Consider the following 26,886-nt stretch of genomic DNA (forward strand, 5'->3'; position numbering starts at 1 on the left):
TTGGCAAACGCGGTGATGGCTAAATGCTGCGAAGTATAACCGCCGCAGCCGCAGGCATTGACCCTCAACCCGCAAGGCGGTTCATTGCCGCCCGGCCGAATCGTTTCAACGGATGTCCTGGGCTTTCCACCACGCACAGAACTCATCGAGGGCAGCCCAGAGGCTGACTTTCGGATCGTAGTCGAGATAATGCCGGGCGCGGCTGATGTCGAGGGTGAAATTTTTTTTCATGACCTGCATGCCCAGGCGCGACAGTGTCGGCTCCGGGCGTCCCGGCCAGAGCATGCACGCGCCTTCGTTGAGCGCCGCGACGCTGTACGCGAGACCGTAGGAGCGATATTTGCGCACCTGATCGACGTCCATCCGCCGCATCACGTAATTGACCACGTCCCACAGCGGCACCGGCGTACCGTTGCTGATGTTGTAAGCCTTGCCGAGCGCAGAACCTTGCGCCAACAGGCTGCTGAGCATGGCTTCGTTGAGGTTCTGCACGCTGGTGAAATCGACCTTGTTCAAGCCATTGCCGATGATCGCCAGCCGGCCCTTGCGTTGCATCTTCAGCAGGCGCGGGAAGATGCTCATGTCACCGGCACCGGTGACGAAACGCGGGCGCAGGGCGATGGTTTCCAGACCGAATTCCTGGGCGCCGAAGACTTTCTGCTCGGCCAGATACTTGGTCGCGGCGTAGGGATGCTTGAAGCGTTTGGGCACTTGCTCTTCGGTCAGACCGAGATGGTCGCGGCCATCGAAATAGATCGATGGCGACGACAGATGCACCAGCCGCCGCACCCTCTGCTTGAGGCAGGCTTCGACGACGTTTTCGGTGACTTCGACGTTGCCCTGATGAAAGTCCTGATAACGCCCCCACACGCCAACCGCACCGGCGCAATGCACCACGGCTTCGACGTCACGGCACAGGTCGCGCACCAGATCGGCGTCGCTCAGATCGCCTGGCACGAACTCCGCGCCCCGGCGCACCAGATGCTCTACGCTCTCGGCCCGGCGACCGTTGACCCGCACTTCAAGGCCCTGCTCCAGGGCGAAACGCGCAAAGCGCCCGCCAATAAAGCCGCTGGCGCCGGTAACCAAAATCTTCATCAAAAACTCCAGGGAAGCAGCTGCAAGCTTCGAGCTTTCAGCTGCAAGTTGAAACGGTGCGTGTTCTTGCCGCTTGCAGCTTGACGCTTGATGCTGCGTTCAAGCCACTAGCCATTGCTTTGACGAGCGCAGCAGTTGCTCGGTCAGTAGATTGAGCAACTGGCCGCCATTGCGCCAATGATGCCAGTACAGCGGCACGTCGATCGGTTTATCTGGCAGCAATTCCCGCAGCACCCCGCGTTGCAATTGCTCGCGCACTTGCAGTTCCGGCACCAGGCCCCAGCCCAGACCGGCTTCGGTCAGGCGGATGAAGCCTTCGGAGGACGGGCATAAATGGTGCTCGAACGCGCCGTCGACACCCAACAGCGCCAGATAGCGATGCTGAAGGAAATCGTCCGGACCAAACACCAGCGCCGGGGTGCGCGGCAGCTGTTCGGCGCGCACGCCATCGGGAAAATGCCGAGCGAGGAAGGCTGGACTGGCCAAGGCGCGATAACGCATGGCGCCGAGCAATACGCTGCGTGCGCCGGCCACCGGCCGCTCGCTGGCACACAGGCATGCGGCCACTTCACCGGCACGCATGCGCTTGAGGCCAACGGTCTGGTCTTCGACGATCAGGTCGAGCAGCAAATGCTGCTCGGCGCAGAAATCGCCGACGGCCTCGGCCCACCAAGTGGCGAGGCTGTCGGCGTTGAGGGCGATGCGCAGGCGATCGGGCAGGCCTTCTTCGTCCAGCGCCGGCACCACTGATTGCAAGTCGCGCTCCAGCAGACGCACCTGCTGCACATGGTTGAGCAAGCGTCGGCCGATCTCGGTCGGCGATGGCGGTGTTTCGCGCACCAGCACTGGCTGGCCGACCCGCGCTTCAAGCAATTTGATGCGCTGGGAGATCGCCGACTGCGACAGGCCGAGCACCTGTGCGGCGCGATCGAATCCGGCCTGCTCGACCACTGCGGCGAGCGCGGAAAGCAATTTATAGTCGAACATCAGTTTTCCTAATGGGCGATCAGCACTATTGGTTTTTCTTATACAGCGTCACACCGGAGAATAGCCAGCAAGCACTCTCTTTCAAGGATCTCTCCCATGTGGCAAAGCTACGTAAACGGCCTGTTGGTGGCGTTCGGCCTGATCATGGCGATCGGCACGCAGAACGCTTTTGTCTTGGCGCAAAGCCTGCGCCGTGAACACCATTTGCCGGTGGCGGCATTGTGCGTGGTGTGTGACGCAATTCTGGTCGCGGCCGGGGTGTTCGGCCTGGCGACGATCCTCGCGCAGAACCCGACCCTGCTGGCGATCGCCCGTTGGGGCGGTGCGACGTTTCTGATCTGGTACGGCAGCCAGGCACTGCGCCGGGCCTGCTCGAAACAGAGCCTTGAGCAAGGCGAAAACCAGAGCGTGCGTTCGCTGCGCGCGGTCATGCTCAGCGCGCTGGCGGTGACCTTGCTCAACCCTCATGTTTATCTCGATACGGTATTGCTGATCGGCTCGCTGGGCGCGCAGCAATCGGTGCCGGGCGCTTATGTGGTCGGTGCGGCGAGTGCATCGTTGCTGTGGTTTTTCACCCTGGCCCTCGGCGCGGCGTGGCTGGCACCGTGGCTGGCACGCCCGAGCACATGGCGCATTCTCGATCTGGTGGTGGCGTTGATGATGTTTGCCGTGGCCGCGCAGTTGATCATCGCCGGATGATTTATTCGCAAAGGCTCTGGAACCTCTATCCCACACAGTTGTTGCGTGGTTAAGGCGCGACCCCGGTGCTATGATCCGAACCCTGCGCCGCAAAGAGTAAAAACTCGCCGGTGCATTTCCGGCCGCCCGTGATCGGCCTTGCGCTCACCGCAACAGACCTGATTAGGAGAATCATCATGGCTTTCGAATTGCCGCCGCTGCCTTACGCACACGATGCCCTGCAGCCGCACATCTCCAAGGAAACCCTGGAGTTCCACCACGACAAGCACCACAACACCTATGTCGTGAACCTGAACAACCTGGTGCCAGGCACCGAGTTTGAAGGCAAGACCCTGGAAGAAATCGTCAAGACTTCTTCGGGCGGCATCTTCAACAACGCCGCTCAGGTCTGGAACCACACCTTCTACTGGAACTGCCTGGCGCCAAACGCCGGCGGTCAACCAACCGGCGCCCTGGCAGATGCCATCAACGCAGCGTTCGGTTCGTTCGACAAGTTCAAGGAAGAATTCAGCAAAACCTCGATCGGCACCTTCGGTTCCGGCTGGGGCTGGCTGGTGAAAAAGGCTGACGGTTCCCTGGCCCTGGCCAGCACCATCGGCGCCGGCAACCCGCTGACCAGCGGCGACACCCCGCTGCTGACCTGCGACGTCTGGGAACACGCTTACTACATCGACTACCGCAACCTGCGTCCGAAGTACGTTGAAGCGTTCTGGAACCTGGTCAACTGGAAGTTCGTGGCCGAGCAGTTCGAAGGCAAAACCTTCACCGCTTAAGCTGCGCGCCAGATGAAAAACCCGGCTTCGGCCGGGTTTTTTTATGCCTGGCGCATGGCGTTTCTCGCACGGTAAAAGCAGCTTCGCGCCGTTTGCCGCCAGCCCCCAGCGGTCTACCATCACAGACAGGAAAAAATCTTTGGCCCAGTGCTCAAGTTGAAGGCAATTGCAACCGACACAGTTAATTCAGAGCTATTACTCAAATGACGACATTGCGGCCAGGATCACGGCGACTTTTCCCGTGCCCGATTGTCCCTTTGACTGCCAACCCGGGATTGCCAATACTCATGGCAACTTGACGCTACCCGCACGGAACAAGGAATAACCCTTTGAAGCTGGAACTCAAGAACAGCTTGTCGGTGAAGTTGCTCCGGGTCGTGCTCCTGTCGGCATTGATCGTAGGCGTAGTCTTGAGCTGCGCGCAGATTGTCTTCGATGCCTACAAGACCCGTCAGGCGGTTGCCGGCGACGCCGAGCGCATCCTCGACATGTTCCGCGATCCATCGACCCAGGCCGTGTACAGCCTGGACCGGGAAATGGGCATGCAGGTGATCGAAGGGCTGTTCCAGGACGACGCCGTGCGTCAGGCCTCCATCGGCCACCCCAACGAAGCCATGCTCGCGCAGAAATCCCGCGAACTGCAGCATTCCAATAGCCGTTGGCTGACCGACCTGATTCTCGGCCAGGAACGCACCTTCACCACGCAACTGGTCGGCCGCGGCCCCTACAGCGAATACTACGGCGACCTGAGCATCACCCTCGACACCGCCACCTATGGCGAAGGGTTTATCGTCAGCTCAGTGATCATTTTCATTTCCGGGGTGTTGCGCGCACTGGCATTGGGGCTGGTGCTGTATCTGGTCTATCACTGGCTGCTGACCAAACCGCTGTCGCGAATCATCGAGCACCTCACCGAGATCAACCCCGATCGTCCCAGCGAGCACAAGATTCCGCAGATCAAGGGCCACGAAAAGAACGAACTGGGCCTGTGGATCAACACTGCCAACCAGTTGCTCGAGTCCATCGAACGCAACACCCACCTGCGCCACGAAGCGGAAAACAGCCTGCTGCGCATGGCCCAGTACGACTTCCTTACCGGTCTGCCGAACCGCCAGCAATTGCAGCAGCAACTGGACAAGATTCTCGTCGATGCCGGCAAATTGCAGCGCCGCGTCGCGGTGTTGTGCGTCGGCCTGGATGACTTCAAGGGCATCAACGAGCAATTCAGCTACCAGACCGGCGACCAATTGCTGCTGGCCCTGGCCGATCGTCTACGTGCCCACAGCGGTCGCCTGGGCGCCCTCGCTCGCTTGGGCGGCGATCAGTTCGCGCTGGTGCAGGCCGACATTGAACAGCCTTACGAAGCAGCGGAACTGGCGCAGAGCATTCTCGATGACCTCGAGGCGCCCTTCGCCCTCGACGATCAGGAAATCCGCCTGCGCGCGACCATCGGCATCACCCTGTTCCCCGAGGACGGCGACAGCACCGAGAAGCTGTTGCAGAAAGCCGAGCAGACCATGACCCTGGCCAAGACCCGCTCGCGCAATCGCTATCAGTTCTATATCGCCAGCGTCGACAGCGAGATGCGCCGTCGTCGCGAGCTGGAAAAGGATTTGCGCGATGCGCTGATCCGCGACCAGTTCTACCTCGTCTATCAGCCGCAGATCAGTTATCGCGATCACCGCGTGGTTGGCGTCGAAGCGCTGATTCGCTGGCAACATCCGGAACACGGGCTGGTGCCGCCGGACCTGTTCATTCCGCTGGCCGAACAGAACGGCACGATCATCGCCATCGGCGAGTGGGTGCTCGATCAGGCCTGCAAGCAATTGCGCGAATGGCACGATCAAGGTTTTGTCGATTTGCGCATGGCGGTCAATCTGTCCACCGTGCAACTGCACCACGCCGAGCTGCCACGGGTGGTCAACAACCTGTTGCAGATGTACCGCCTGCCGCCGCGCAGTCTGGAACTGGAAGTCACCGAAACCGGCCTGATGGAAGACATCACCACCGCCGCCCAGCATCTGCTCAGCCTGCGCCGCTCCGGTGCGCTGATCGCGATCGACGACTTCGGCACCGGCTACTCGTCCCTCAGCTATCTGAAAAGCCTGCCGCTGGACAAGATCAAGATCGACAAGAGCTTCGTGCAGGATCTGCTCGATGACGACGATGACGCGACTATCGTTCGGGCGATCATCCAGCTGGGCAAGAGCCTCGGCATGCAGGTGATTGCCGAGGGCGTGGAAACCGCCGAGCAGGAAACCTACATCATTTCCGAGGGTTGCCACGAAGGTCAGGGCTACCACTACAGCAAACCGCTGCCAGCGCGGGAGCTGGGCATTTACCTCAAGCAGGCGCAACGCAGCAACGCAGCTATTTTATAAGATCGCAGCCTTCGGCAGCTCCTACATTTGAAATGCGTTCCTCCTGTAGGAGCTGACGAGTGAAACGAGGCTGCGACTTTTGATTTTCATGCGCAAATAAGAAATATTTCCAAGCACGCCTTTACACATAATGCGAAAGATTTGCATTATGTCGCAGTTTTGCGCGCCCCCGGCGCCAGTCCATTCAACTACCGAAGCAGGATGTTCGCCATGATTCGTATGCCTCTGGCTACCGCCAGTCTGCTGGCCATCGCTATTTCCCTCGCCGGTTGCGGCGAAGGCAAGGACAAAGAAAAAGCCTCCGAAATGACTCCGGCTTCCAGCAGCGCTGCTCCAGCCCCTGCCGCTGCACCGGCTCCTGCTGCCGGTAAAGTTGACGATGCTGCCGCCAAGGCCGTGGTCGCGCACTATGCCGACATGGTCTTCGCCGTTTACAGCGATGCCGAATCCACTGCGAAAACCCTGCAAACTGCGGTCGACGCGTTCCTCGCCAAGCCGAATGCCGACACCCTCAAAGCAGCCAAGGCTGCCTGGGTCGCCGCGCGCGTGCCGTACCTGCAGAGCGAAGTGTTCCGCTTCGGCAACACCATCATTGACGATTGGGAAGGTCAGGTTAACGCCTGGCCGCTGGACGAAGGCCTGATCGACTACGTCGACAAATCCTACGAGCACGCACTGGGTAACCCGGGCGCCAGCGCCAATATCATTGCCAACACCGAAGTGCAGGTCGGCGAAGACAAAGTCGACGTGAAAGAAATCACCCCGGAAAAACTCGCCAGCCTCAACGAGCTGGGCGGTTCCGAAGCCAACGTCGCCACCGGCTACCACGCGATCGAATTCCTGCTCTGGGGCCAGGATCTGAACGGCACCGGCCCTGGCGCTGGCAACCGTCCGGCCTCGGACTACCTGGAAGGCGCTGGCGCCACCGGTGGTCACAACGAGCGTCGTCGCGCCTACCTGAAAGCCGTGACCCAACTGCTGGTCAGCGATCTGGAAGAAATGGTCGCCAACTGGAAGCCGAACGTCGCCGACAACTACCGCGCCACCCTGGAAGCCGAGCCAGGCGAAACCGGCCTGCGCAAAATGCTCTTCGGCATGGGCAGCCTGTCCCTGGGTGAACTGGCGGGCGAGCGCATGAAGGTTTCCCTGGAAGCCAACTCCCCTGAAGACGAGCAGGATTGCTTCAGCGACAACACCCACTACTCGCACTTCTACGACGCCAAAGGCGTGCGTAACGTTTACCTGGGCGAGTACACCCGTGTTGACGGCACCAAGATGACCGGCGCCAGCCTGTCGTCGCTGGTGGCCAAGGCCGATCCGGCTGCCGACACCGCGCTGAAAGCCGATCTGGCCGCGACCGAAGCGAAGATCCAGGTCATGGTCGATCACGCCAACAAGGGTGAGCACTACGACCAGTTGATCGCTGCCGGCAACACCGCTGGCAACCAGGTCGTTCGCGACGCCATCGCCGCGCTGGTCAAGCAGACCGGCTCGATCGAAGCCGCTGCGGGCAAACTGGGCATCAGCGACCTGAACCCGGACAGCGCCGATCACGAATTCTGATCGCAGCGTCCGCGTCAAAAAGAGGCGACCTTCGGGTCGCCTTTTTCATTATTGGCACACCACTATCCCTGTGGGAGCGAGCCTGCTCGCGAAGGCTTGATCCGGCGCAGCATTTTCAGCGCGTCGGGCATCGCTTTCGCGAGCAGGCTCGCTCCCACAGTGTTGGCATGCGCTTAAAGGCTTGCGCGATATCAAGCAAACGATAATTCCTCTTATTCAAACTCCCCCGCCCTGTTAGACTTTGCGCCTTCATTTTTGCCCGTCCGCAGGATGTCTGATGCCCTCGCTGCCTCTTCGCTTGTCCGCACTGTTGCTGGCCCTGGGCCTGAGTGCCTGCGATGACGCCCCGCGTTTCACCAAGGCCGAGCCGGGGGAAGCGCGTTCGGGCGGTGCGGCGACTGTGCGCAAGAGCGATCAGAACGCCTTCTCCCTGCCATCGGCCAACTTGCCGCCCTCGCGGCGGGTGGACTTCAGTGTGGGCAACAGTTTCTTTCGCAGCCCGTGGGTGATCGCGCCGTCGACCACCACGGCGCGCGACGGTCTCGGCCCGTTGTTCAATACCAACGCCTGCCAGAACTGCCACATCAAGGACGGTCGCGGTCATCCGCCGGCACCTGATGCAAGCAATGCAGTGTCGATGCTGGTGCGCCTGTCGATTCCCGACACGCCGCAATACGCCAAAGTCATCCAACAGCTCGGCGTAGTGCCGGAGCCGGTGTATGGCGGGCAGTTCCAGGACATGGCCGTGCCCGGCGTTGCCCCGGAAGGCAGGGTGCGGGTGGACTACACGCCGGTGCCGGTACGCTTCAAGGACGGCACTGAAGTCGAGCTGCGCAAACCGACCTTGCAGATCACTCAACTCGGTTACGGGCCGATGCACCCGGACACGCGTTTTTCCGCGCGGGTGGCGCCGCCGATGATTGGTCTGGGCCTGCTCGAAGCCATCCCTGAGCAAGCGATCCTCGCCAACGCCGCCGCCCAGGCGAAAGAGAGCAACGGCATCAATGGCCGACCCAACCAGGTCTGGGATGACCAGTTGCAGAAAACCGTTATCGGCCGGTTCGGCTGGAAAGCCGGGCAACCGAATCTCAATCAACAGAATGTTCACGCGTTCTCCGGTGACATGGGCCTGACCACCAGCCTGCGGCCGTTCGACGATTGCACCGAGGCGCAGACTGCCTGCAAACAGGCGCCGAACGGCAATGGCCCGGACGGTGAACCGGAGGTGAGCGACAACATCCTGCGGCTGGTGCTGTTCTACAGCCGCAATCTCGCAGTGCCGGCGCGCCGTGGCGTCAACGATCCACAGGTGCTGGCCGGCAAGAATCTGTTTTTCCAGGCCGGTTGCCAGTCGTGCCACACGCCGAAATACACCACTGCCGCCGATGCCGCCGAACCGGAATTGGCCAATCAGGTGATTCGTCCATACAGCGACTTGCTGCTGCATGACATGGGCGAAGGCCTGGCGGACAACCGCACCGAATTTCAGGCCTCCGGCCGCGACTGGCGCACGCCGCCGTTGTGGGGGATCGGTCTGACGCAAGCGGTCAGCGGTCACACCCAGTTTTTGCATGACGGTCGCGCACGCAACCTGCTCGAAGCGGTGCTCTGGCATGGCGGCGAGGCGACGGCGGCGCAGCAACAGGTTTTGTCTTTCAATGCCGAGCAGCGCGCTGCGTTGCTGGCTTTTCTGAACTCACTTTAAATACTGTAAAAGCATCGGGAGCCCGACATGTTCCGTCCCAAGTTACTGTTCACCAGCCTTGCCGCGCTCGCCCTCGGCGCCTGCTCGCCGCAGGACCCGCAAGCGGTCACTTCGGCGGCGATCGCCAAATCGGTGATCCTGCCGACCTACACTCGCTGGGTCGAAGCCGACCGGCAACTGGCGGTCAGCGCCCTCGCCTACTGCCAGGGCAAAGAGACCCTGGAAACCGCCCGTGCCGATTTCCTTCACGCGCAGAAAGCCTGGGCCGAGTTGCAACCGCTGCTGATCGGTCCGCTGGCCGAGGGCAATCGCTCGTGGCAAGTACAGTTCTGGCCGGACAAGAAAAATCTCGTCGGCCGTCAGGTCGAGCAACTGGTCGTCGCCCAGCCGCAGATCGACGCCGCCGCGCTGGCCAAATCCAGCGTCGTGGTGCAGGGCCTGTCGGCTTACGAATACATCCTCTTCGACGCCAAGCCTGACGTCGCCAACGATGCGCAGAAAGCCAAATACTGCCCGCTGCTGATCGCCATCGGCGAACGCCAGAAGCAACTGGCCGAAGAGATCCTGCAGGGCTGGAACAATACCGACGGCATGCTCGCGCAGATGAGCAAGTTCCCTAACCAGCGCTACGCCGACTCCCACGAAGCGATCGCCGATCTGCTGCGCGTACAAGTGACGGCACTGGATACCCTGAAGAAAAAACTCGGCACGCCTATGGGCCGCCAGAGCAAAGGCGTGCCGCAGCCATTCCAGGCGGATGCGTGGCGCAGCCAGTCGTCGCTGACGGCGCTGGAAGCCAGCCTTGCCGCCGCCAAAACCGTCTGGGAAGGCGTCGACAACAAAGGCCTGCGCGGTCTGCTGCCGGCCGAACAGAAGCCGTTGGCCGACAAGATCGACGCCGCCTATGCCGCTTCGCTGAAGCTGTTCGACAGCACCCAGCGTTCGCTCGGCGAAATGCTCGAGGACGACGCCGGGCGCCAGCAACTCAACGATATCTACGACAGCCTCAACGTCGTCCATCGCCTGCATGAAGGCGAGCTGGCCAAGGCGCTGGGCATCCAACTGGGCTTCAACGCCAACGACGGTGACTGATGAGGGCGAGTGCCATGCTGCGACGTCAGGTTCTGACTTTAGGTAGTGCACTGCTGGGAGCAGTGACGCTGGGCGGCTGGACGCTGTTCAAACGCAAGGATCAGAGCCCGCTGCTGCTGTCGGCGCGCGACGATACTGACGGCAAGCATTACGCAGTCGGCTATCGGCTCGACGGTACGCGGGTGTTCGCCACCCACGTCGGCCAGCGTTGCCACGACATCATCAATCATCCGACGCAGCCGCTGGCGCTGTTCGTCGCGCGGCGTCCGGGAACCGAGAGTTACCTGATCGACCTGCGCGACGGCAAGCTGCTGCAGACCGTGACCTCGCAGCCGGACCGGCACTTCTACGGCCACGCCGTGGTGCACAAGGACGGCGAATACCTGTACGCCACCGAGAATGACACGAGCGATCCCGGCCGTGGCCTGCTCGGCGTGTACAAGTTCGAGGGCGAACGGCTGGTGCACACGGGCGAGATTTCCACTCACGGTCTCGGCCCGCATCAGGTGTCGTGGATGCCAGACGGCGAGACGCTGGTAGTGGCCAACGGCGGCATTCGCACCGAGGCGGAAAGCCGCGTCGACATGAACCTTAACGCCATGGAACCGAGCCTGGTGCTGATGCAGCGCGACGGCACGTTGCTGAGCAAGGAAACCCTCGCCCAGCAGATGAACAGCGTCCGCCACCTGGGCATCGCCAGTGACGGCACCATCGTCGCCGGTCAGCAATTCATGGGGCCGTCCCACGAGCGTTCGGAGCTGTTGGCGATCAAGCGACCGGGACAAGCGTTCGTGGCGTTCCCGGTGGCCGAGCAGCAGTTGCAGGCGATGGGGCACTACACCGCCAGCGTCGCGGTGCACAGCGATCTGCGTCTGGTCGCGTTGACGGCGCCGCGCGGCAATCGTTTCTTTATCTGGGATCTGGACAGCGGCGAACTGCGCCTCGATGCGCCTTTGCCTGATTGCGCCGGTGTCGGTGCGGTAAAGGATGGCTTTGTCGTGACCTCGGGGCAGGGCCGTTGCCGTTACTACGATTGCCGCCAGGAACAACTGCTGGCCAAGCCGCTGGAATTGCCGGCGGGGCTCTGGGACAACCATCTTCATCTGATGGCCTGATACCCTCCCATTTTTGAGATGGCCCCCCATCCTGTGGCGAGGGGATTTATCCCCGTTGGGTGGCGCAGCCGCCCTTAAAACTGCAATTGCGGTATGACTGAAGGATTCAGGGGGCCGCTTCGCAGCCCAACGGGGATAAATCCCCTCGCCACAGGGTTCATATCCGGCCTTCACGTAATAACTGCCAGTTGGAATCCCCACCTGACTCGGAGTAATGTGCCCGCCTGTCTCATGATTTATCCAAGGAACTGGACATATGCTGCGTCGCCGCATGCTGATCATGTTGGGTGTTGTTTTGCTGATCGTCCTGGTACTGGGCGGATACAAAGCCTTTTCGATCTACACGATGATCCAGGGCTTTTCCAAGCCCAAGCCGCCGATCAGCGTCGCCGTGGCCACTGCCGGCGAACAGCCGTGGCAGATGCGCCTGCCCACCGTCGGCACGCTCAAGGCGCTGCAAGGTGTCGACTTGAGTCTGGAAGTCGCCGGCACCGTCACTGAACTCAAATTCGAATCCGGGCAGAAGGTCAAGGCCGGCCAACCGTTGCTGCAACTCGACAGCGCCGTCGAATCCGCCCTGCTGGAAACTGCCCGCGCCGACCTCGGCCTGGCGCAACTGGACTTCGGCCGTGGCGCGCAACTGGTCGACAGCCGTGCGATCTCCAAAGGCGAGTACGACCGCCTCTCCGCCGTGCTGCAAAAGAACAAGGCCACGGTCAATCAGCTCAACGCATCGCTGGCGAAAAAGCGCATCCTCGCGCCGTTCAGCGGCACTATCGGCATCCGTCAGGTCGATGTCGGCGACTACCTCGCCAGTGGCACCAAAATCGCCACGTTGCAGGACTTGAGCAGCCTTTACGCCGACTTCTACGTGCCCGAACAAGCGGTGCCGAAACTCGCTATCGGCCAGCCCGTGCAGTTCACCGTCGCCGCTTATCCGGGACAGAACTTTGCCGGCAAGATCAGCGCGATCAACCCGATCGTCGAAAGCACCACGCGTAATATTCTGGTCCGCGCCACCCTCGCCAACCCCGACGGCAAGCTGCTGCCGGGGATGTTCGCCAGCCTTGAAGTGCTGCTGCCGAATCCGCAGAAGCACATCGTCGTGCCGGAAAGCGCGATCACCTACACCCTGTACGGCAACTCGGTTTACGTGGTCGGGCAGAAGAAGGCCGAGGACGGCAGCGTCGCCAAGGATGACAACGGCCAACCGCTGCTGATTGCCGAGCGGCGCTTCGTCGAGACCGGCGAACGCCGCGATGGCCTGGTGATGATCAACAAGGGCGTGCAGAGCGGCGAACAAGTGGTGACGGCTGGCCAGATCAAACTGGACAACGGTGCCCCTATCGCCATCAGCGACGACAAGACCCTCGGCGAGCAGAACAGTCCGCCTCGCGCCGACTGATCAAGGAATCCCCATGGCTTTTACCGATCCGTTCATCCGCCGCCCGGTGCTCGCCACCGTGGTCAGCCTGCTGATTGTTCTGCTGGGCTTTCAGGCCTGGAGCAAGCTGCCGCTGCGCCAGTACCCGCAAATGGAAAACGCCCTGATCACGGTGACCACCGCTTATCCCGGGGCCAACGCCGAAACCATTCAGGGCTACATCACCCAGCCGATGCAACAGAGCCTGGCCAGCGCCGAAGGCATCGATTACATGACCTCGGTCAGCCGGCAGAACTTCTCGGTGATTTCGATCTACGCGCGCATCGGTGCCAACACCGACCGCTTGTTCACCGAACTGCTGGCCAAGGCCAACGAGGTGAAGAACAAGCTGCCGCAGGACGCCGAAGACCCGGTGCTGAGCAAGGAATCCGCCGACGCTTCGGCGCTGATGTACATCAGTTTCTTCAGCAAGGACCTGAGCAACCCGCAGATTACCGATTACCTGTCGCGGGTCATCCAGCCGAAACTGGCGACGCTGCCGGGCATGGCCGAAGCGGAGATTCTCGGCAACCAGGTGTTCGCCATGCGCCTGTGGCTCGACCCGGTGAAACTCGCCGGCTTCGGCCTCAGCGCCGCCGACGTGACCGCTGCGGTGCGCCAGTACAACTTCCTCTCCGCCGCCGGCGAGGTGAAAGGCGAGTACACCGTCACCAGCATCAACGCCAACACCGAACTGAAATCCGCCGAAGCCTTCGCGGCGATTCCGCTCAAGGTCGATGGCGACAGCCGCGTGTTGCTGCGTGATGTAGCGCGGGTGGAAATGGGCGCGGAAAACTACGATTCGATCAGCTCGTTCGGCGGCACGCCGTCGGTGTATATCGGCATCAAGGCCACCCCCGGCGCCAACCCGCTGGACGTGATCAAGGAAGTGCGCAAGCTGATGCCCGAGCTGGAAGCGCAGCTGCCGCCGAATCTGAAAAGCGAAATCGCCTACGACGCGACACTGTTCATTCAGGCCTCCATCGATGAGGTGGTGAAAACCCTGTTCGAAGCGGTGCTGATCGTTATCGTCGTGGTGTTCCTGTTCCTCGGCGCTCTGCGTTCGGTAGTGATCCCGGTGGTGACCATTCCGCTGTCGATGATCGGCGTGATGTTCTTCATGCAGATGATGGGTTACTCGATGAACCTGCTGACGCTGCTAGCCATGGTTCTCGCCATCGGTCTGGTGGTGGACGATGCGATCGTCGTTGTGGAAAACATCCACCGGCACATCGAGGAAGGCAAGACGCCGTTCGACGCAGCCCTGGAAGGCGCCCGGGAAATCGCCATGCCGGTGGTGTCGATGACCATCACCCTGGCGGCGGTGTATGCGCCGATCGGTTTCCTCACCGGGCTGACCGGGGCGCTGTTCAAGGAGTTCGCCCTGACCCTGGCCGGCGCGGTGGTGATTTCCGGCGTCGTCGCCCTGACACTGTCGCCGATGATGTGCGCGTTTCTGTTGCGCCACGAAGAGAATCCCAGCGGCCTGGCCCATCGCCTCGACCGCGTCTTTGAAGGCCTCAAGCGCCGTTATCAAAGCATGCTCCACGGCACGCTCAATACGCGGCCGGTGGTGCTGGTGTTTGCGGTGATCGTGCTGTGCCTGATTCCGGTGTTTCTCAAGTTCACCAAGTCGGAACTGGCCCCGGACGAAGACCAGGGCATCATTTTCATGATGGCCAGCGCGCCGCAGCCGACCAACCTCGACTACCTGAGCACCTACACCGACGAGTTCATCACCATCTTCAAGGAGTTTCCCGAGTACTACTCCTCATTCCAGATCAACGGCTACAGCGGCGTGCAGGCCGGTATCGGCGGTTTCCTGCTCAAGCCGTGGAATGAGCGCAGCCGCACGCAGATGGAAATCCTCCCCGAGGTGCAGAGCAAACTGGAGAGTATTCCCGGCCTGCAGATCTTCGGTTTCAACCTGCCCTCCCTGCCCGGCACCGGTGAAGGCCTGCCCTTCGAATTCGTGGTCAACACCGCCAATGACTACGAGCTGCTGCTGCAAGTCGCCGAGCGCATCGAGAAACGCGCCATGGAGTCGGGCAAGTTCGCCTTCGTCGACCTCGATCTGGCATTCGACAAGCCGGAAGTAGTGGTCGATATCGACCGCGACAAGGCCGCGCAGATGGGCGTGTCGATGCTTGACCTCGGCAGCACGCTGGCGACCTTGCTCGGCGAGGCGGAGATCAACCGCTTCACCATCGACGGGCGCAGCTACAAGGTCATCGCCCAGGTTGAACGGGCCTACCGCGACAACCCGGACTGGCTGAACAATTACTACGTGAAAAACACTCAGGGCGAATTGCTGCCGCTGTCGACCTTGATCAAGGTCAGCGACCGCGCACGGCCGCGCCAGCTCAATCAGTTCCAGCAGCTCAACGCGGCGAAGATTTCCGGTTTCCCGCTGGTGAGCATGGGAGAAGCCATCGACACCGTGCTACAGATTGCCCGCGAAGAAGCACCGGCCGGGTTTGCCTTCGATTACGGTGGTGCCTCGCGCCAGTACGTGCAGGAAGGCAGCGCATTGTGGGTCACGTTCGCCCTGGCGCTGGCGATCATCTTTCTGGTGCTGGCCGCACAGTTTGAAAGCTTCCGCGATCCGTTGGTGATTCTGGTGACCGTACCGCTGTCGATCTGCGGCGCGCTGATCCCGTTGTTCCTTGGCTGGTCGAGCATGAACATCTACACCCAGGTCGGGCTGGTGACGCTGATCGGCCTGATCAGCAAGCACGGCATCCTGATCGTCGAATTCGCCAACCAGTTGCGCAAGGACAAGGGCCTGAGCGCCCGTGAAGCGGTGGAGGAAGCAGCGGCAATTCGCTTGCGCCCGGTGCTGATGACAACGGCGGCAATGGTGTTCGGCATGGTGCCGCTGATTCTGGCCACCGGTGCGGGAGCCGTGAGCCGCTTTGATATTGGCATGGTGATTGCCACGGGGATGTCGATTGGCACACTGTTTACGCTGTTCGTGCTGCCGTGTGTTTATACCTTCCTTGCTAAGCCAGATGCCAGATAAGCACATTTCCCTGTGGGAGCGAGCCTGCTCGCGAATGCGGTATTTCAGTTGCATTGATGTCGACTGACACACCTTCGCGAGCAGGCTCGCTCCCACAGAGGACGGTATGTATCTTGAAAATTGTGGAATAAAAAAGGCCTCGCAATTGCGAGGCCTTTCATTTGGGCTTGAAGCGTGTCAACTGGCTGGCCTCATCCCTTGAGACAGTCCGAACATGAACAACAGCAAATCATGATCAGGCTGGGTCGCCACGGAAGCCTTGGCCACCCGTGGAACCGAACAATGAGCGTCGTTCCCGGACGCCCCTATGACCTGCATGCGCGGCTGCTCCCAGGCAGCCACCGCCAGTGAAGCAACTGCCAAGGCCCCGATCAGGAACAAACCTCGTGCAATTTCGAGTTTCATCGCTATAAACCTTTGATAGCGCTGCCAAACGCCGTCTCATAAAAGTAGACGAGTTTCTTCCAGTCGGCATCGCGGAACGACGAATGGCGACGCAATTGCTTCATGTCATGCTGCGCGGCGCGATAGGGGGTCAGACGCTGGCGGCACTTCTCCAGATCGATCAACGCCACTTCAACCTGCGCCGCTTCGCCCTCACCGGTGACGCGAACGAAAACGTGCTTGATGTAAATGCAGCTGTGCTGCCAGCGGCCCTTGTGCATGCGCGCCAAGTTCTCGGCGAGGTCCTTGAGGACTTTCTCGTAAACCACCTCGCCACACTGATCGCGACCACCGGCGGCGGCCAGCCAGTGTTCCAGTTCCTGGAAACCGTCGAGGGATTTGGTGACGAGCAGCGCGCGCCATTTGTGCTGCGGATCCGGCTGGGCGCCGCAAAAGACGATTTGCGGCACGCGCACACCCAGTTTGCTCACACCCGTCAGGGCATCGAGTTCGCGCAATACGGTCGGGCGACCGAAGGGGTGCAACCAACTGCGATAGATGTGCCCGGTCTGGCGCTTTGCGTACAAGAGTTGACCGTCACGGTCGACGATGCGCTGCACCCCGCTTTCGCCACCACGGCGCACATTGGGTTCTTCAACCCATTCGCCGCGCTGGTTCCAGTAATAATCGAAACGATCCTGGGGAGCGCCATCCGCTTCAACCGCTGCTTGCACTGCCATCCTCTACCTCTTGCGTAATACGTAAACTCGCCACATCGCATAGAGCGGTATGAAGTCCAGTTGTTCCTGAATGCGGAAACCCGCCTGTTCAAATTCTTTCTCGATCGTCGCCGCCGGAATCAGAAACCGATTCTGGTAATCATGACTTGGCCGATCCCGCTCGGCGCGCTTGCGCTTCCAGGCCTTGAAATTGCCGTCGACCCACAACGAAACAATCACGCTGTCACGGGTCACCCGCTCGAACTCGCGCAGGATCACCCGGCGGTGCTCGGCCTCGCCGATGTGGTGCAACAGACGCATGCAAAAGATGCTGTCGACCGAGTTATCCGGCAGAGCGATATCGAATGCCGAGGTGTGCAGCGGTTGTACACGCTTGACCACATCGGCCGGTTGTCCCTGCATCGCGGTCTTGATCATCGACTCGGAATTGTCCGCGCCGATGATCACCCGGTTGGGCTTCTCCGCGAGCATTGGCCAGAAACGCCCGGCACCGCAGGGCAGATCCAGCACCAGCCCGGGATCTCCCGCCAGCGCCAAGGCCTTGCGACCGACTTGCTCATCGCGCAAGTGCGACAGGCGGCGACCGAGGCTTTGCTGGTGCTTGCGCAGATATCGTTGTGCGTGTTGGTCGTCGTACTTTTCGGAAAAATCGAGCTTGATCGGGCCGGCCATCATCTGGACTCCTGTTCTGATGACGCCACCTTAAACAGCGGCGTGTCAGCGTCAGGTCATCCAATTGTGAAAAATCTGTCAGGTAAATCCGTAATTTATTACAACGTTATACAGGATTCAGACAGGTGTACGGGAGTAGCCTCGAGCCACTATTTGCTGGCATTCACGCCAAGATCTACCTCGAATCGGCAGCCATTGGGGTCCATCGTGCTCAGGCTGACCGTCCAGCCCTGGTTTTCGCAGATACGCTGCACCAGCGACAAACCCAGGCCCAGGCCTTCGCCACGCTTCTCGCTGCCGCGCACAAAGGGCTCGAACATCGCCTCGCGCTTTTCCTCGGGAATGCCCACCCCCGAATCCTCAACGACAAATCCGTTGGCGGTGAGCGTCAGGCGAATGAAGCCCTGTTCGGTGTAATGCAGTGCGTTACGCAAAAGGTTACCCATCACCGCGTTCAGCAAGGTCGCGTTGTAGCGAGTATCCGCTGGGGTGCCCGGCTCGAATATCAGTGTCAGCCCCTTGCGCTCGATCGGCTCACGCCACAGGCACAGCAGGCTCTCGGCCACTTGTGTGAGGTTCTGCTGGGGCGCCGCTGCGGCCTCTTCGTTCTGCGTGCGCGCCAGCATCAGGAAGGTCTGGACCAGTTCGCGCATCTCCTCGCTGGCCCGGGCAATGCGCTCGACCTGGGCGCGACCGCGCTGATCGATTCCGGGGTTTTCCAGCAGCAGTTCGCAGGAGCTGGCCAGGACCATCAGCGGCGTGCGCAATTCATGGCTGACGTCGCTGGTGAACAGACGTTCGCGGGTCAGTGCCTGACGCAAGCGCCCCAGGGTGGCATCGAACGCCACCGCCAGTTCACCGACTTCATCCGCCGCGTAGTCCGGCGCCAAGGGTGGCGCCAGCCCGAGCAGCTGGTCGCGATGCCGCACCTGCCGCGCCAGCCGCACCACCGGCGCCATCACCTTGCGCGCGAGCACCCAGCCAAGAAACACCGCCAGCGCCAGACTGAGCACGAAGCCCACCAGCACCACCGCAAACAGCACGCGCTCGCGCTCTTCGAAATCGCTTTGGTCCTGCAGCAAGACATAACGCCGACCATCCACCACTTCGACCATGGCGTGATAGGACAGCTGCTCGCGAAATACCTCGTGGAAACCGGCATCGAGGTGACGCAGATCCTTGGGCAGGTCGAAATCACCCGGCCCGCCGCTGAAGTAGAACAACTGATCCGGCTCGGGCCGATGGCTCCAGTCGGAGACATTGTCCATCAGCAGCAAACGTTGCAGGTCGCCGCCCAGCCCTGCGGAAATCAGTTTCTCTTCCACCAGGTGCACCGTCGCAACGATGCCCATGGCGAAAGCGCCGGCGACCAGTGCGCTCATCAACGCAAAGGCGATGATGATCCGCTGGGAAAGACTCTGCTTAAACTCCATCTCGGCCCTCGGCCAAGCGATAACCGACACCGTGCACGGTGTGCAGCAGTGGCTTGGCGAATGGCTTGTCGATCACCTGGCGCAATTGGTGAACATGGCTGCGCAGGCTGTCGCTGTCCGGGCAGTCATCGCCCCACAGCGCTTCCTCGAGAATCTCCCGACGCAGCACGTGCGGGCTCTTCTGCATCAACACCGCGAGCAGCTTGAGACCCACCGGGTTGAGCTTGAGCAGCTTGCCTTCGCGGGTCACTTCCAGGGTGTCGAGGTCGTAGCTCAGGTCACCGACCTGCAATGCGCGGCGACCGCCGCCCTGAGCACGGCGCATGACCGCTTCGACGCGGGCCGCTAGCTCAGACAGCGCAAACGGTTTGATCAGATAATCGTCGGCGCCGGACTTGAAGCCCTGCAGACGGTCGTCGAGTTGGTCGCGGGCGGTGAGCATGATCACCGGCGTGTCACGCCGGGCGTCTTCACGCAGGCGCTTGCACAAGGTGTAGCCGTCGATGCCGGGCAGCATGATGTCGAGCACGATCAGATCGTAATGCTCGGTCGCCGCCAGATGCAGACCGGACAAGCCGTCTTGTGCGCAATCGACGGTATAGCCTTTCATGCCCAGGTAATCGGCCAGATTGGCCAGGATGTCACGGTTGTCTTCGACCAGCAGAATTCGCATGGACATCTCCTCCGAACGGGGTAACGGCCGTCTTGGCCCGCGCAGCTTACGGCCAAGTGTGGCTCAGGGCTAGGGGCGTTTTTCGATAAACCTGCACTGCGCGCGCGGCGACGTTTTTTTCACTTTCGGTTAACAAATCGCCGACGCCAGCGCGCGCAGACTCCGCGCGATTACGCTCTCTCCTCCGTTCATCGACCAAGGAACCTGCCATGGTGTCGACCTCTGCCCTTCCCGCTTCAAGACCGCTGAACTGGTGGTTGTGTCTGGGCATTCCCGCAGCGGCGGCGATCATTCTGCTGTTGCTCGAACTGACCGATCTGGACATGGTTCTGGCGCAGATGTTCTACGACCCGGTCGCCGGGGATTTCATCGGACGGCACAGCTTTTTTCTTGAAGACATCCTGCATGACCGGGCAAAACAGCTGGTGATCGGTTTCTCGGTGTTTGCCATTCTGGGTTTCATCGGCGCGTTTTTCATCGCGAAGCTGAAACCGTTCAAGCGCGAATTGGGCTGTCTGGTGCTGTCGCTGGGGCTGGCGACTTCATTTGTCACTCCGGTCAAAGCCGTCACCGCTGTGCAGTGCCCATGGAGCCTGGAGCAATTCGGCGGTCACGAGACCTACAGCAAACTCATGGAACATCGCCCCGCCACGGACAAGCCGGGACGTTGCTGGCCCGGCGGCCACGCGGCGACCGGGTTCACCCTGTTTGCACTGTTCTTCGTGCTGCGCGACCGCCGTCCACGACTGGCGCGGCAGGCGTTTGTGTTCGCCTTTGCGCTGGGTTCGGTGTTCTCGATCAGTCGCATGATGCAAGGCGCGCACTTCTTTTCGCACAACGTGTGGACGGCGATTTTCTGCTGGCTGATTTGCCTGGGGGCTTATTACTGGGTGCTGTATCGCCCGTCGGGCAAGACTTCGACGGCGATGAACACACAGCCGATCAATGCCTGAAATAAAGCACCTGTGGGAGCGAGCCTGCTCGCGAATTGTCGGCTCAACGGGCTTGCATGTCGGATGACAGACCGCTTTCGCGAGCAGGCTCGCTCCCACAGGGGGATACCAGTGAGCTTCGAAATTGGGGCAATAAAAAACCCCGCTGACTTTCGCCAGCGGGGTTTTGCGTTACAGGGCCAGGGCTGGCTTACATCATGCCGCCCATGCCACCCATGCCGCCCATGTCTGGCATACCGCCGCCAGCTGCACCTTCTTTCTTCGGTGCGTCGGCAACCGCTGCTTCGGTGGTCAGGATCAGACCGCCGATGGAGGCTGCAGCTTGCAGAGCCGAACGGGTTACCTTGGTTGGGTCCAGGATACCCATTTCGATCATGTCGCCGTATTCGCCGGAAGCAGCGTTGTAACCGAAGTTACCTTTGCCGTTCTTCACTTCGTTGACGACTACGCTTGGCTCGTCACCGGAGTTGGCAGCGATCTGGCGCAGCGGCGCTTCAACAGCGCGACGCAGCACAGCAATACCAACGTTCTGGTCAGCGTTGTCGCCGGTCAGCTCGGTCAGTGCTTCCAGAGCACGGATCAGCGCCACGCCACCGCCAGGTACCACGCCTTCTTCAACGGCTGCGCGGGTTGCGTGCAGGGCGTCTTCAACGCGGGCTTTCTTCTCTTTCATTTCAACTTCGGAACCAGCGCCAACCTTGATCACTGCAACGCCGCCGGACAGCTTGGCCAGACGCTCTTGCAGTTTTTCACGGTCGTAGTCCGAGGAAGTTTCGGCAACCTGGGCGCGGATCTGGGCGATACGGCCTTCGATGTCTGCCTGCACGCCAGCACCGTCAACGATGATGGTGTTTTCCTTGGACAGGGTTACGCGCTTGGCGTTACCCAGGTGTTCCAGGGTGGTGCTTTCCAGGCTCAGACCGATCTCTTCGGAGATAACGGTACCGCCAGTCAGAACGGCGATGTCCTGCAGCATGGCCTTGCGACGGTCGCCGAAGCCCGGTGCCTTGACGGCAGCGACTTTGACGATGCCACGCATGTTGTTCACAACCAGAGTCGCCAGGGCTTCGCCTTCAACGTCTTCGGCCACGATCAGCAGTGGGCGGCCGGCTTTGGCAACGGCTTCCAGCACTGGCAGCATTTCGCGGATGTTCGAGATCTTCTTGTCGACCAGCAGGATCAGCGGGCCGTCGAGCTCGGCAACCATGGTGTCCGGCTTGTTGACGAAGTATGGCGACAGGTAGCCACGGTCGAACTGCATGCCTTCTACAACCGACAGTTCGTTTTCCAGGCCCGAGCCTTCTTCAACGGTGATCACGCCTTCTTTACCGACTTTTTCCATGGCTTCGGCAATGATGTCGCCGATGGAGTTGTCGGAGTTGGCCGAGATGGTGCCTACCTGAGCGATGGCTTTGAAGTCAGCGCATGGCTTGGACAGGGCTTTGAGTTCTTTGACAATGGCGATGGTCGCCTTGTCGATGCCGCGCTTGAGGTCCATCGGGTTCATGCCGGCAGCGACGGCTTTCAGGCCTTCGTTGACGATCGACTGAGCCAGAACGGTAGCGGTGGTAGTACCGTCACCAGCGTCATCGTTGGCACGGGAGGCAACGTCTTTGACCAGCTGCGCGCCCATGTTTTCGAAGCGGTCATCCAGTTCGATTTCTTTGGCAACGGAAACGCCGTCCTTGGTGATGGTCGGAGCGCCGAAGCTCTTCTCGATAACCACGTTACGGCCTTTCGGGCCCAGGGTCGCTTTTACCGCGTCAGCCAGAACGTTGACGCCTTTGAGCATCTTGGTACGGGCGGCATCGCCGAACTTAACTTCTTTAGCAGCCATGATCGATATTCCTTAAATACTTTGTAGTAGCGGGAAAATGAACGGGGATATCAGCCTTCGATAACCGCGAGGATTTCGTTCTCGCTCATTACCAGCAGGTCTTCGCCATCGACTTTCACAGTGTTGCTGCCGGAGTAAGGACCGAACACAACCTTGTCGCCTTCCTTCACGGACAGTGCACGCACTTCACCGTTTTCCAGAGCTTTGCCCGGGCCTACAGCGAGAATCACACCGTGGTTGGCTTTTTCAGCAGCCGAACCTGGCAGGACGATACCGCCAGCGGTTTTCTTTTCTTCTTCGCTGCGACGGATGACGACGCGGTCATGCAGAGGACGAAGCTTCATTGTCGATCTCTCCTAATTGTGGTTTTCATCGGCCGGTGTAGTCCCGGCGGGTTTAACGAATCCGGCCTGCGCCGGTTGCGGTCCGTCGAGCGAACCGCGCAAGTCTGTCCGGTTTGATACCGGAAACCTTTCGGTGACCGATACATAGGGGCGCACAAGCCGATTACAAGGGCTGGCGGAAAAAAATTTTCATCCAGACACGGTAAATAACAGCCATAAACGAGCACGGCACCCGCAGGTGCCGTGTCGATGCTGATGTCACTTGTTGTCGCGGTGTTCGAACTCGCCTTCGATCACATTCGGCTCACGACCGAGCGGCTCGCGCGGAGCCGGGCCGCCACGGGGTTGCAGGTCGTCGGCGAAGGCACGCTGGCGCATGGCCTGGTCTTCAGCACGCTGGCGCATTTTGTTCGCCAGCAGACGACGGGTGACCGGCAACAGCATCACCAGACCGACCACGTCACTGATGAAGCCGGGAATGATCAACAGGCCGCCGGCCAGTGCCAGCATCAGGCCTTCGAGCATGGTCTGCGCGGGCAACTCGCCGCGATTCAGGCTTTCCCGGGCACGCAATGCGGTGGCCAGACCGGCGACGCGCAGCACGAACACACCGAACATCGAGCCGAGAATGATCAGCAGCAGGGCCGGGAAGAACCCGATAGAGCCTGCCACTTTGACGAATACGAACAGCTCCAGCACTGGAAACAGCAGAAAGAGCAACAGAAAAGGGCGCATCAAAGTTTCCTCAACGCAAGAAATGCCTTGCAGTAAGCCTTAGATGACGTCGCCCTTGCGTGAATTCAAGCTTAACTTTGCGCTTTTTTCGGCCAGGACTGGGCGTGAGCCAGAGAAACCAAGGCCTCGCGCACTTGTGTCGGCGTATTACATGGCGCCGCGAAGGGCAACCAATAGACGGCCTGACCAATGCGCAAGTGCATGCCTTCGCTGTCGATCCCGGCCAGTTGCGCCGGCGTGCTGTTGGGCAGCCCGGCCAGCTCGACGTAATGGGCGATGGCCTTGGCATGGTCGCTGTTCATGTGCTCGACCATGCTGATTTCAGCCTTGCCGGCGAACGGGTTGGCCAGGGTCAGATCGTCGATCCAGTGGATCGCACCAAAGCCGCCGATGTAGCGATGGCGCACCGGATTGAGCACCCAGAAATCGAAATCGTGGGCCTGGTGATAATTCTGCGAGTCGGGGAAATAGCGGTAATAGCGTTCGGCGGCAGCCTCGATGGCTGCCGGTTCTGCGAGTTTTTGCGCTTCGGCCAGATAGGTCAGACGCCCGACCGCCTGCACATCGTCGGCCTCGCGCTCGCCCACCAGCATCGAGCACTTCGGATCTTTCTGCAGGTTATGCGTGTGCTGGGCGATGCGGCTGATCAGGATCAGCGGCCGGCCTTGCTCGTCCAGGCAATACGGCACAACCGAGCCAAAGGGAAAACCCGGCATCGATTTGGAGTGGGTCGACAGCACTCCACGGTATTCCTTGAGAAGCAATTCTCGGGCATTCTTCGCCACTTCAGCGCTCAATTTGTGACTCCTTAAATGGGTTCCGTCTAGAAAACGGACAGGCGCGCAGCGAAAAGTAACCGGCGCGCATCGGGCAAATGTTCGTGTGCTACCAGGCCTGACCGGTGCCGATCGAGCGTTGCCGACAACAAAAACAACTCAGACCTGCCAGCGGGACATGCGAATGCAACTCAACGACAAAGTAATCATTATCACCGGCGGTTGCCAGGGTTTGGGCCGTTCCATGGCCGAGTATTTCGCCGGCAAGGGCGCGAAGCTGGCCCTGGTCGATCTGAATCAGGAAAAACTCGACAACGCCGTGGCCGCCTGCAAAGCCAAAGGTGTCGAAGCGCGCAGCTACCTGTGCAACGTCGCCAATGAAGAACAGGTCGAGCACATGGTCGCGCAAGTGGCCGAAGACTTCGGCGCCATTCACGGCCTGATCAACAACGCCGGGATCCTGCGCGATGGTCTGCTGCTCAAGGTCAAGGACGGCGAGATGACCAAGATGAGCCTGGCCCAGTGGCAGGCGGTGATCGACGTCAACCTGACCGGCGTGTTCCTCTGCACCCGTGAGGTGGCGGCGAAGATGGTCGAGCTGAAAAACAGCGGCGCGATCATCAACATTTCGTCGATCTCCCGCGCAGGCAACGTCGGCCAGACCAACTATTCCGCAGCCAAGGCCGGCGTCGCAGCGGCGACCGTGACCTGGGCGAAGGAGCTGGCGCGTTACGGCATTCGCGTGGCGGGCATCGCACCGGGCTTCATCGAAACCGAAATGACTTTGGGCATGAAACCGGAAGCGCTGGAGAAGATGACGTCGGGGATTCCGCTCAAGCGCATGGGCAAGCCGGAAGAGATCGCCCATTCGGCGGCGTATATCTTCGAGAACGACTACTACACCGGGCGGATTCTGGAGATGGATGGCGGCTTGCGCATCTGACTGTCACCCTGAAACAAATGTGGGAGCGAGCCTGCTCGCGAATGCGGTGTGTCATTCAACCCATTGGTTGTCTGATCTACCGCTTTCGCGAGCAGGCTCGCTCCCACAGGTTTTTCAGCGCCGCTAATGGATCAATCGTCGCTGATGGTGATGTTCGGCATCGCCGGCGTGGCCGCTTCCTGCAAGACAATGCGCGCGCCGACGTGGCGGGCCAGTTCCTGATAAACCATGGCGATCTGGCTGTCCGGCTCGGCGATTACGGTTGGCTTGCCGCCATCGGCCTGTTCGCGGATCAGCATCGACAGCGGCAGCGAGGCCAGCAGTTCGACGCCGTACTGGGTGGCCAGTTTCTCGCCGCCGCCTTCACCGAACAGATGCTCGGCATGCCCGCAGTTCGAGCAGATGTGCACGGCCATGTTTTCCACCACGCCGAGCACCGGAATGTTGACCTTGCGGAACATTTCCACGCCTTTGCGTGCGTCGAGCAGCGCCAGATCCTGCGGCGTGGTGACGATCACCGCACCGGCCACCGGGACTTTCTGCGCCAGGGTCAGCTGGATGTCGCCGGTACCTGGCGGCATGTCGATGACCAGATAATCCAGATCGCCCCACGCGGTTTGCGTGACCAGTTGCAGCAGCGCCCCGGAAACCATCGGCCCGCGCCAGACCATCGGCGTGTTGTCGTCGGTCAGGAACGCCATCGACATGACTTCCACACCGTGGGCCTTGAGCGGCACGAACCACTTCTGATCCTTGACCTCGGGCCGGGTGCGCTCGGGAATGCCGAACATGATGCCCTGGCTCGGGCCGTAGATATCGGCGTCGAGGATGCCGACTTTGGCGCCTTCGCGGGCCAGCGCCAGCGCGAGGTTGGCAGCCGTAGTGGATTTGCCCACGCCGCCCTTGCCGGAAGCGACGGCGACGACGTTCTTGACATTGGCCAGCCCCGGAATCTGCGCCTGGGCCTTGTGCGCGGCGATCACGCTGGTGACCTCGACGCGGGCGATGACCACGCCGTCGAGGTTTTCGATGGCCAGTTGCAGCAATTGCGCCCAGCCGCTCTTGAACAGGCCGGCGGCGTAGCCGATTTCCAGCTGCACACTGACGCGGTCACCGATGATCTCGATGTTTTTCACGCAACCGGCGCTGACCGGATCCTGATTCAGATAGGGGTCGGTGTATTGGCTGAGGACGGCTTCCACCGCTGCGCGAGTGACGGCGCTCATGGGCAACTCCGATAACAAGACTGGAAAAGATGGCGGCTATCGTACGCTGGACACCGATTTGAGGCGAACAGATTACTTGCGCTGAAAAGCCACTGTGGTGAGGGGATTTATCCCCGTTCGGCTGCGCAGCCGCCCCAAAACTTCCGCCACCGGTACGTCAGGAGCTGCGTGTGTAACGATATCCACGACTGCTGCGCAGCCGAACGGGGATAAATCCCCTCACCACACGAGCTCTCAAAGTACCCAGTGGCGCAGGGGTGAAAAATATGCGCCGGCGCTTTATAGTGGCCGACCTCCGTTTCATCAAGTAGC

23 protein-coding genes are annotated in these 26,886 nt (G+C 60.7%); 11 read left to right on the top strand and 12 right to left on the bottom strand.

The window, feature by feature from the left end; all coding sequences use genetic code 11:
• Nucleotides 1–105: 105 nt before the first annotated feature.
• Together ASG55_RS20650 and ASG55_RS20655 are read right to left on the bottom strand one after the other, a co-directional pair.
• Complete coding sequence (locus tag ASG55_RS20650) at nucleotides 106–1,098, bottom strand: NAD-dependent epimerase/dehydratase family protein (RefSeq protein ID WP_056789964.1); 993 nt, start codon at nucleotides 1,096–1,098, stop codon at nucleotides 106–108.
• 99 nt (nucleotides 1,099–1,197) lie between these two features.
• Nucleotides 1,198–2,085 (bottom strand): LysR family transcriptional regulator ArgP, encoded by an 888-nt coding sequence (locus tag ASG55_RS20655; protein ID WP_056789967.1) that lies wholly within the window; start codon nucleotides 2,083–2,085, stop codon nucleotides 1,198–1,200.
• 96 nt (nucleotides 2,086–2,181) lie between these two features.
• On the opposite strand from ASG55_RS20655, the gene ASG55_RS20660 reads away from it, so the two are divergent.
• The 9 genes from ASG55_RS20660 to ASG55_RS20700 all read left to right on the top strand — a co-directional run bounded on the left by ASG55_RS20660 (nucleotide 2,182) and on the right by ASG55_RS20700 (nucleotide 15,858).
• Nucleotides 2,182–2,784 (top strand): LysE/ArgO family amino acid transporter, encoded by a 603-nt coding sequence (locus ASG55_RS20660; RefSeq protein WP_056789970.1) that lies wholly within the window; start codon nucleotides 2,182–2,184, stop codon nucleotides 2,782–2,784.
• Between the two features lie 176 nt (nucleotides 2,785–2,960).
• Nucleotides 2,961–3,557, top strand: coding sequence for a superoxide dismutase (locus tag ASG55_RS20665; RefSeq protein WP_016773431.1), 597 nt, complete (start codon nucleotides 2,961–2,963; stop codon nucleotides 3,555–3,557).
• A gap of 329 nt (nucleotides 3,558–3,886) precedes the next feature.
• Nucleotides 3,887–5,938, top strand: a complete 2,052-nt coding sequence (locus ASG55_RS20670; protein WP_016773430.1) for a putative bifunctional diguanylate cyclase/phosphodiesterase — start codon at nucleotides 3,887–3,889, stop codon at nucleotides 5,936–5,938.
• Between the two features lie 210 nt (nucleotides 5,939–6,148).
• Complete coding sequence (locus tag ASG55_RS20675) at nucleotides 6,149–7,501, top strand: imelysin family protein (protein WP_056789973.1); 1,353 nt, start codon at nucleotides 6,149–6,151, stop codon at nucleotides 7,499–7,501.
• A 277-nt stretch (nucleotides 7,502–7,778) separates the two neighbouring features.
• Entirely contained in the window at nucleotides 7,779–9,206 is a 1,428-nt protein-coding gene (locus tag ASG55_RS20680) for a di-heme oxidoreductase family protein (protein ID WP_056789975.1), read from the top strand.
• A gap of 27 nt (nucleotides 9,207–9,233) precedes the next feature.
• A complete protein-coding gene (locus ASG55_RS20685; protein WP_056789978.1) occupies nucleotides 9,234–10,298 on the top strand; it encodes an imelysin family protein in 1,065 nt (354 codons plus the stop codon).
• A gap of 14 nt (nucleotides 10,299–10,312) precedes the next feature.
• Nucleotides 10,313–11,413, top strand: a complete 1,101-nt coding sequence (locus tag ASG55_RS20690; RefSeq protein WP_056789981.1) for a DUF1513 domain-containing protein — start codon at nucleotides 10,313–10,315, stop codon at nucleotides 11,411–11,413.
• A gap of 256 nt (nucleotides 11,414–11,669) precedes the next feature.
• Complete coding sequence (locus ASG55_RS20695; protein ID WP_056789983.1) at nucleotides 11,670–12,818, top strand: efflux RND transporter periplasmic adaptor subunit; 1,149 nt, start codon at nucleotides 11,670–11,672, stop codon at nucleotides 12,816–12,818.
• 13 nt (nucleotides 12,819–12,831) lie between these two features.
• A complete protein-coding gene (locus ASG55_RS20700; RefSeq protein ID WP_056789986.1) occupies nucleotides 12,832–15,858 on the top strand; it encodes a multidrug efflux RND transporter permease subunit in 3,027 nt (1,008 codons plus the stop codon).
• Between the two features lie 177 nt (nucleotides 15,859–16,035).
• Here the strand turns inward: ASG55_RS20700 and ASG55_RS20705 are convergent, their stop codons facing one another.
• From ASG55_RS20705 to colR, 5 genes are all read right to left on the bottom strand, one after another.
• Nucleotides 16,036–16,263: a hypothetical protein gene (locus ASG55_RS20705; RefSeq protein ID WP_041479852.1), complete on the bottom strand. Its 228-nt coding sequence runs from the start codon at nucleotides 16,261–16,263 to the stop codon at nucleotides 16,036–16,038.
• Between the two features lie 2 nt (nucleotides 16,264–16,265).
• Nucleotides 16,266–16,982 carry a lipopolysaccharide kinase InaA family protein gene (locus ASG55_RS20710; protein ID WP_056789989.1) on the bottom strand — a complete coding sequence of 239 codons (717 nt, stop codon included), beginning with the start codon at nucleotides 16,980–16,982 and terminating at the stop codon, nucleotides 16,266–16,268.
• Between the two features lie 3 nt (nucleotides 16,983–16,985).
• On the bottom strand, nucleotides 16,986–17,654 hold the full coding sequence (locus ASG55_RS20715) for a class I SAM-dependent methyltransferase (RefSeq protein WP_056790353.1): 669 nt from the start codon (nucleotides 17,652–17,654) through the stop codon (nucleotides 16,986–16,988).
• Nucleotides 17,655–17,803: 149 nt separating this feature from the next.
• Nucleotides 17,804–19,087 (bottom strand): sensor histidine kinase, encoded by a 1,284-nt coding sequence (locus ASG55_RS20720; protein ID WP_041479854.1) that lies wholly within the window; start codon nucleotides 19,085–19,087, stop codon nucleotides 17,804–17,806.
• Nucleotides 19,077–19,760: a two-component system response regulator ColR gene (colR, locus tag ASG55_RS20725; protein ID WP_016773421.1), complete on the bottom strand. Its 684-nt coding sequence runs from the start codon at nucleotides 19,758–19,760 to the stop codon at nucleotides 19,077–19,079. The genes ASG55_RS20720 and colR overlap by 11 nt, the downstream gene beginning before the upstream one ends.
• Before the next feature lie 209 nt (nucleotides 19,761–19,969).
• On the opposite strand from colR, the gene ASG55_RS20730 reads away from it, so the two are divergent.
• Complete coding sequence (locus ASG55_RS20730; protein WP_056789991.1) at nucleotides 19,970–20,713, top strand: phosphatase PAP2 family protein; 744 nt, start codon at nucleotides 19,970–19,972, stop codon at nucleotides 20,711–20,713.
• Nucleotides 20,714–20,903: 190 nt separating this feature from the next.
• Here the strand turns inward: ASG55_RS20730 and groL are convergent, their stop codons facing one another.
• The 4 genes from groL to ASG55_RS20750 all read right to left on the bottom strand — a co-directional run bounded on the left by groL (nucleotide 20,904) and on the right by ASG55_RS20750 (nucleotide 24,426).
• Complete coding sequence (gene groL / locus ASG55_RS20735) at nucleotides 20,904–22,550, bottom strand: chaperonin GroEL (protein ID WP_016773419.1); 1,647 nt, start codon at nucleotides 22,548–22,550, stop codon at nucleotides 20,904–20,906.
• A 50-nt stretch (nucleotides 22,551–22,600) separates the two neighbouring features.
• A complete protein-coding gene (locus tag ASG55_RS20740) occupies nucleotides 22,601–22,894 on the bottom strand; it encodes a co-chaperone GroES (RefSeq protein ID WP_007916610.1) in 294 nt (97 codons plus the stop codon).
• Between the two features lie 258 nt (nucleotides 22,895–23,152).
• Nucleotides 23,153–23,629: an FxsA family protein gene (locus ASG55_RS20745; RefSeq protein WP_016773418.1), complete on the bottom strand. Its 477-nt coding sequence runs from the start codon at nucleotides 23,627–23,629 to the stop codon at nucleotides 23,153–23,155.
• A gap of 71 nt (nucleotides 23,630–23,700) precedes the next feature.
• Complete coding sequence (locus tag ASG55_RS20750) at nucleotides 23,701–24,426, bottom strand: HugZ family pyridoxamine 5'-phosphate oxidase (RefSeq protein WP_056789994.1); 726 nt, start codon at nucleotides 24,424–24,426, stop codon at nucleotides 23,701–23,703.
• 163 nt (nucleotides 24,427–24,589) lie between these two features.
• Between ASG55_RS20750 and ASG55_RS20755 the strand changes: the two genes are divergently transcribed.
• Complete coding sequence (locus ASG55_RS20755) at nucleotides 24,590–25,348, top strand: SDR family oxidoreductase (RefSeq protein ID WP_056789997.1); 759 nt, start codon at nucleotides 24,590–24,592, stop codon at nucleotides 25,346–25,348.
• Nucleotides 25,349–25,479: 131 nt separating this feature from the next.
• Here the strand turns inward: ASG55_RS20755 and apbC are convergent, their stop codons facing one another.
• Nucleotides 25,480–26,574 carry an iron-sulfur cluster carrier protein ApbC gene (gene apbC, locus ASG55_RS20760; RefSeq protein ID WP_056789999.1) on the bottom strand — a complete coding sequence of 365 codons (1,095 nt, stop codon included), beginning with the start codon at nucleotides 26,572–26,574 and terminating at the stop codon, nucleotides 25,480–25,482.
• Between the last annotated feature and the right edge of the window lie 312 nt (nucleotides 26,575–26,886).

Origin of the sequence: Pseudomonas sp. Leaf434 (genome assembly GCF_001425545.1) — a bacterium.
GTDB lineage: Bacteria > Pseudomonadota > Gammaproteobacteria > Pseudomonadales > Pseudomonadaceae > Aquipseudomonas > Aquipseudomonas siliginis.